Annotated in this window: 6 protein-coding genes; 3 read left to right on the top strand and 3 right to left on the bottom strand. The window is 51.1% G+C overall.

The genetic code is table 11. The annotated features are described in order from the left end of the window. Nucleotides 1–70 precede the first annotated feature (70 nt). Nucleotides 71–988, top strand: coding sequence for a hypothetical protein (locus tag JRF57_15615; GenBank protein MBW2305128.1), 918 nt, complete (start codon nt 71–73; stop codon nt 986–988). Between the two features lie 327 nt (nt 989–1,315). Here the strand turns inward: JRF57_15615 and JRF57_15610 are convergent, their stop codons facing one another. From JRF57_15610 to JRF57_15600, 3 genes are all read right to left on the bottom strand, one after another. Then, nucleotides 1,316–2,476: an aminotransferase class I/II-fold pyridoxal phosphate-dependent enzyme gene (locus tag JRF57_15610; protein ID MBW2305127.1), complete on the bottom strand. Its 1,161-nt coding sequence runs from the start codon at nt 2,474–2,476 to the stop codon at nt 1,316–1,318. A 3-nt stretch (nt 2,477–2,479) separates the two neighbouring features. Continuing rightward, nucleotides 2,480–2,893 (bottom strand): cupin domain-containing protein, encoded by a 414-nt coding sequence (locus JRF57_15605; GenBank protein ID MBW2305126.1) that lies wholly within the window; start codon nt 2,891–2,893, stop codon nt 2,480–2,482. A gap of 66 nt (nt 2,894–2,959) precedes the next feature. Beyond that, complete coding sequence (locus JRF57_15600) at nt 2,960–3,577, bottom strand: GntR family transcriptional regulator (protein ID MBW2305125.1); 618 nt, start codon at nt 3,575–3,577, stop codon at nt 2,960–2,962. A 1,087-nt stretch (nt 3,578–4,664) separates the two neighbouring features. Here JRF57_15600 and rarD point away from each other — a divergent pair. Then, nucleotides 4,665–5,588 carry an EamA family transporter RarD gene (rarD, locus tag JRF57_15595; GenBank protein MBW2305124.1) on the top strand — a complete coding sequence of 308 codons (924 nt, stop codon included), beginning with the start codon at nt 4,665–4,667 and terminating at the stop codon, nt 5,586–5,588. Between the two features lie 376 nt (nt 5,589–5,964). Beyond that, nucleotides 5,965–6,639 (top strand): hypothetical protein, encoded by a 675-nt coding sequence (locus tag JRF57_15590; protein ID MBW2305123.1) that lies wholly within the window; start codon nt 5,965–5,967, stop codon nt 6,637–6,639. Nucleotides 6,640–7,025 lie beyond the last annotated feature (386 nt).

Here is a 7,025-nt window from a genome sequence, read left to right as displayed (position 1 = left end):
AATTAAACCGAAAGATAAAAGAAGAGCCTGCTTTTGCCATTCAACAAACAGGTACCGAAAGGAGAGACTAATGAAAATGATCCAACTGTGTAGTGGTCGTGTTGTGATGTTGGTGAGTGTATTACTATGGCTCTTTTTGGGTTGGAGCAGCTACAACGTTCTGGCTTCCGAACCGACATTTGCCGATTGCAAGGCCTGGATCCAGGCGCATCAGGGGTTTGACTTTCCCAATCATGGATGTGAAAAGCAGGCGGGTGTATTGAAAACGGTCCGGGAAGCCGGTGGCGGATTTATTCCAATCGATGCCGGGCGATTCTTTATAGTGTGGTTTCCTGATGATTGGAACAAACAACGCAACAAAAGACTGATCGTTGCGCTCCACGGGAGTGGGGGATGCGCAGAACGTATGTTTAAATTCTGGCACGTTATGCGTTCCCGACATTCTTTCGCTGTGGCCGCCGTGCAATATGCCGAAGTGGACGCTGCCGGAAACCTCCGGTTTGACGACAGTGCCCGCATTTACGAACTGCTACGCGCCACGCTCAACCAGTTGAAATCGCATTGTCCGTTGGATGGCGTTCCGGTGGTTTTGTATGGTTTCTCCAAGGGGTCGGCGCGCACGTTTGAGCTGGCCGCCATGGATCGAGCGCCTGAGGGCATGAAAGCGTTTTCCGCGTTTATTTCAGATTCAGGCGCCGTGTTTGCCGAGTACCAGGGACAACTCTCACCGTTTTTACAACATCTGGGACCCAGCGCCTACCGGGGCGCCCATTTCTGGCTGTACTGCGGGGGGAAAGATCACGGGGGCCGGACATGCCGGGGGATGAAGCGGATGGCACACTTTGTCAGGGCACATGGGGGAACCGTCGATCGGTTTTACACCCATCCTCCCGGTGGGCACGGCATCTTTATCACCGGCCGGCCTCAGCGACTGGGCGGCGCGCTCACCGCGCTGTTTGACTACATCAACCAACTCGGGAATCAGTAAGAAGAGTCATACTCCGGAACAACGAAAAGAGAGGTGGCCCCAAAAAATCGGACAATGTGCTGAAATTATGACATTACCGAAGGAGAATGACCCTGAAGGGGTATAGTTATAGTGGACACTCCGGAAAGCGTGTTACAAAAGCCGGCCTTAAGGAGGTGTCCGATGGCCAGGAAACGAAAGCACTGGTCTTTCCCCAAAAATATGGGCAAACTACACAGCCAGCAGTTTGCTTTTAGCACTGTCCACTTTTTTGAGGAAAATCCAACTCGGGGGCCCTCTTCCTTAAAAACTTCTTTCTTTTTTACCGGCGTCCCCACCTCACCTATTTCACAGAAAACCCCTGAGTCGATCCATGGCCTCGGACAGACGGTCGGCCGGATGGGTGAGGGCGATCCGAAAGTAGCCTTCCCCATGTCGTCCGTACATGGAACCCGGAATCATCCAGACGGCTATCTCATCAAGCACTTTGAAACAGAAGTCTCTGGATGTGCCGTATCCCTCCGGAATGGCGGCCCAGACATAGAAGGTGGCCCTTGGGAGTTCGACAGCCAGTCCCATTTCTTTCAGGCTATTGACCACGACATCGCGCCGTTCCTGAAACATCCTGTTCCGCCCCGCCATGAAGTCATCCGGGCCGGTCAGGGCCGCGACGGCCGCCACCTGGAGAGGATAATATATACCCCGATCGGAGTGGGATTTGATCTTCTCCAACCCTGCGATGATGTCCTTGTTTCCCAGGACCATGCCGACACGCCACCCACAACAGTTGTAAGCCTTTGAAAGAGAATTGAACTCGACCCCGACATCCGCGCCACCCGGGAAACTCAAGAGACTGGGGGGACGATAACCATCAAAACAGACCTCTGAGTAAGGGTTGTCAGCAACTACCGCCACCTCGTATTCCCTGGCCCATTCAATCAGTCTTTGAAAAAAGGACTCCGTGGCCACGGCGGCCGTGGGATTGTTCGGATAATTGATCCAGATCATCTTGGCCCTGCGGGCCGTGTCACTGGGGATGGCCTCCAGGTCCGGCACAAATCCGTTTTCCTTGAGCAAGGGCACATACTCCACGACCCCCCCTGCGATCTTGACCCCGGCCTCGTAAGCGGGATAGGCCGGATCCGGGACAAGGGCGACATCATCGATATCGAGCAGACAAGAATGAATGTGAAAGAGCCCCTCTGCTGATCCCAGGAGAGGAAGCACCTCGGTCTCTGGATCGGTTTCAACTCCGTAACGTTCTCTGTACCAGGTGGAAATAGCCTCCCTCAGGGGCCTCTGGGAATAAAAACTGGGATAATGATGGTGATCCGGGTTAAGGCAGGCGTCCGCCAAGGCCTTGCGAAGATGCTCCGGAGGCTGGGTATCCGGATCTCCAAGGCCCAGATTGATCACATCCTTCCCTTCTTCTTTCATCCGCGTGAGGATGACGTTCATGGCGGTTCCGAGGTAGGCGTCGAATGCTTCCAGACGCTTTGCAGTCATCATTATCTATACCCCCTGATCGTTTTCATTCTCGTACACATTGCCGATACAACAGAGAAAGGTCAGGATATCGTCCCCGATGTTCTTCATGCCGTGGGGTTCCATGCTCGGCACGTAGATATAGTCGCCGGGCCCCACGATTTTTTTATCCACTATGTTCTCTTCCATGTCGAACTGCCAGCATTCGGCCCTGCCGGAGAGGATGTACATAGTCTGGTGATAAAAGTGATTGTGAATCGGGATCTCGCCGCCGGGTTGAATCGTAAAGTATCGGAGGCCGTATTCCGGATATCCATTGCCGTCGTCCCCGTAACGGGAAAGCCACCTCACGCTGGTCCCGATTACGTCACGCATCTCACCTTTAAAAGGGAACTTCTCTATCTTGACATCTTCACAGTCCTTGAAATTCAGCACTTCCATTTCTTATTTCTCCTTTCTTAAAAGATTGTCAGCCTGCATTTCCCCCATACTTCGGTCTTTATTGCTTCACCGCAGCCCCATGATTTCATCCAGGGATATCTTGATGTGTTCAGCGCTGGCCGCTCTGAGCCTGACCTCATCCTTTTCTTCGACGGCCCGGATGATCTCAAGGGTCTGAGCAAAAAAGTCTGTTCTATTGATCCGTGAGGGTGAAGCAAGCCAGAAACGAAGGTAATGGCTGAGCAACTGATCCAGAATCTGGGCCAGCTTGCTGTTCCGGGTCTCTCTGTAGAGAAGGTTGTGGAACCTGACATCCATTTCCACCATGGTTCGGTTGGTCACCTTCTCCCCTAACTGGATGATCTCCTCTTTGAGTTCTTTCAGTTCCTTGAGCCCTTCCATGGACATCCGATGCATTGCCCAGATATTGGCCTGGACCTCGGTCACGGCACGAACCTCAGTGATCTCCCTCATGCGCTCAAGGGTCAAAGGGCTGACCATGTAATGGGAGCCATGGCGAATCACCCACTCTTCGGCATCAAGCCGGGTAAGAGCGATGGTTACAGGATTTCGGCTGACCCCGTAACTGGCCGCCACTTCGGCCAAATTCAGGGTGCTCTCGGGTTTCAACTCCAGCCATACGATCTTGTGTTTAAGGTCTTTGTAGATCTCCAAAGGATCCAATTTAGCTTACCCCCTTGATCTCAACCTAAACTGAGCGTTTCAAAATTTTGATGAGATCCTTTTATTTAGTGTCCATCCATAAATGGCCCTTTTCCCCAATCTTCCGCCTTCGCTATGGCTACGGCGTGACAAGCTGCGTCAGGCTCAGATTTTAATCCTCGAAATACTTTAATGTATTCCTGTGATTAAAATCTTCGCCTTCCTTGACCTTGAACAAAATTGCCTATTTATGGATGGACACTATTTAGGTTCAAGGCAGTTTTGGGATAGGCAGCCAAAATGCACCCCAAGACATCAAGCATTCAATTCACCATCAATATGCCAGCAAAACATTACCATTTTGCATGCATGATGAACGCAAAACGCATTCATGTCAAGTGCATTTTTTGATTCACCAGATAATCGCTCAAGGTGGGGGCCTCCCCGGCCCATCGGGAGAGGCCTGAAGGGGAAGTCGTCACTATGCGCGGAGACGTGCAATTCAATACGTCACTTGGAATGAATCCCGCAGACTTACCAGCCTCTGGCGGGTTGACGCGGCTTGTCACACCGCAGCCGTGACAAAGGTGGAAGACTGTACAAAAAGATCGTTTATGGATGGAAACGAGCTTGTCTTACAGTGTCTTCATCCCAAATTATGCATGACGAATTTTGAAAGAAATCATTTATTTAATCTCTTCGGGTTGAATACCCCGCTGCTTGCGGTGGGGTAGTTCATTGATTATAGACTGTTGGATATCTTTCCAGATCAGATTGCATTCACCAAAAAGGTGCAGTCCGGAAACATCAAATTTATTCAAAATTCGTCACCCTTCGGGATTGCTGATTTTGCCGAATCTGCTGTGTTGTAAGGCGCTCGAAGTACTAAAAGTACGTCTTCGCACCTTACGCCTTGCATCTTCGCAAACTTGGCAATTGCATAATCCGGGTTCATAAGATAGTTTGAAAAGTTCTACTGACTTCCGGAGGAAAGTGTGTCATGCTCCACCGACCCAAACGATCCGATTGGATCAGGGGATTTTGACCAGGAGTGGTTCCTTTCGTGAAGAGAGTAACGCATGAAATTCAAATTTCAGGCGATGAGGAAATGCGTGTCGTGACTGCATCCAAGCAGCAAAACGTGGGCGTAATCTGTGCCCTTGGGGCTTATGCTTTCTGGGGTCTGGTACCCATATATTTCAAATCAGTGGGTCATGTTTCATCTCTTGAAATCCTGAGTCACCGGGTCATCTGGTCTGTACCATTGACCGCCCTACTGATAACTCTGGCCAATGACTGGCACGGACTTCGAAAGTCCCTGTCACTCAAAGGCGTATGGAGGACCCTTTCTGTAACCGCCCTGCTCGTGACCACGAATTGGCTTGTTTTTATTTACGCAGTCAACACGGGGAGGCTCCTTCAGGCCAGTCTTGGGTACTACATCAACCCCCTGGTAAACGTGTTGTTGGGCGTACTGTTTCTAAAGGAGAGGCTCCGTCCCCTTCAGGTGGTGGCCGTCCTGCTTGCAACGGCAGGGACCGCGAACATCACCATTCAATATGGCAGGTTTCCCTGGATCGCTCTGGTGCTGGCATTCAGCTTCGGCACCTACGGGCTATTGCGAAAGACGGTGAGGATAGAAGCGGTGAACGGCCTTTTTGTGGAAACTGCTCTGGTTTGTCCTATTGCCCTTGCTTACCTTATCCACCTTGAAACAACAGGAACCCTTGCCTTTGGAACCGTTGACACCAAAACGACCGTGCTGCTCTTCCTGGCAGGGGCTGTGACCACATTCCCACTGGTTTGGTTCACCATGGCATCACGGCGGCTTCGGTATTCGACTATGGGTCTATTACAATACCTTGCCCCAAGCCTTATGTTCCTTTTGGCTGTTTTCAGATACGGAGAACCTTTCACCCTGGCAAACTATATCACTTTCGGATGCATATGGACGGGTCTCGCCATATACGTCTTTGATTCTTTCAATCGAAATGCATCGGGCGCCGGGAAGGAGACACTGGTAAAAAAATGAATTCCATCCGGAAATCTCTTTGTGCCGCAATTTCAATTCAGCAACCCGGGAAAAATCGCCCCTATGCCTGCATATTTTTCCCCCATCCAATAACCCTCCAAGATTCCTTGCGAATCATTATTCCGACCCCCTGGAGGGTGTAAGCCGCCCATGGCACAACAAGGCCGAAACGAGCCATAGGCACTTTTCCTTGAAAATTTTCAGGCGAAATATCAATAAGTTACAAACAAACCCTTTATGGCGTGAACCTTGCATCTTTCCCGGCTGAAGCTTCTAATTCAAAGGCTGATATCAATCGGCGATCGTCCATTTAGGTTTCGACCCCTCGGGACCGCCGACAAACAATACATCAGGCGAGGTTAATTCAAGTTAAACCATGAATCCAGTAAACCTGAAACATCTATTAAGAGAAGAAATAGCTTACCATTTTTGGAACCAGGACAAGAGCATCCCGGGTGTCATCCTGGAAAAGCCCTTTGATCTTTACCAAAAGATCTCGAACTGTCCCCGAACGATCACCCTTCCCCTGGCCCCGGATAAAGGGAGGGCCGGCCGGGGAGCCCTCCGTGAAGGGGATGGTTCCCGGGTTTCCCGAAGGCAACGGATCCTTGCAGGATTCAAGGGAAAGCTCCAAACATCGAGACAGACCGAGCGCTCCGGGTCAGGGATCCTTTATGTGGTGGAAGATTTTCCCATATTCGACCGGCACTTCCCCGATCTCGGCATCGCCGTGGGCAAGGGAGAAGGGCTCCACTGGATCCGTCCGGTCCGCACAGAATTCAAGGATTTCCAATCCGACGGGTTTTCGCCAGGCGATGAATTGACCTGCTCTTTCATCCTCCAGTTCAGGGACGGCCTCAGGGGACGAGTCGGTTATATGGACAGGATAAAATCATCAGGCAGGTTCAGCAGATGGCACATCTATCCCTGTGGGGATATCATCTCGGCGGACCTTTACCCGGACCACCGGCTGAAGCACGATCTTTTCAGGACCCTCATGGCATACATCCTTTACGGTGAAACCCACCCTGAATGTTACGAGGGAATCTGATAAAGACCTTGCCCATCCCGTTATTCAAACCGGGTCCCTTCATACCCCATGTCCGGGTAAATACAATTCCGCTTCTTCCCGGAAACCCTCAATAATCTTCCTGCCCTTTGCTCTTCTCCGGACTGGATTCAATCATCCCGGCAGTCCGGCAAACCATCTCCTTTGCGGTTGCAGGCGAAAGGATTTGTCCCTATCATGGAGAGGACTCCCCACGGGAGCCATTTTTTATAGGAACCACCTACTTCTTTTCGCAATGACCCCTGATGAGGTTCTTCATCCGGGCGGAATCAAGATTGTTTATGCAAAAATCAAGGAAAACAAGATATGGCGCTATACGGGTCCTGGGCGCTTCTCAGAACAACCTGAAGAACCTGAACCTGGAGATC

Source organism: Deltaproteobacteria bacterium (assembly GCA_019310525.1).
In the GTDB taxonomy this organism is placed as follows: domain Bacteria; phylum Desulfobacterota; class DSM-4660; order Desulfatiglandales; family HGW-15; genus JAFDEE01.
The sequence above is the reverse complement of the archived record's forward strand: the minus strand, read 5'-3'. Positions and strand labels throughout refer to the sequence as shown.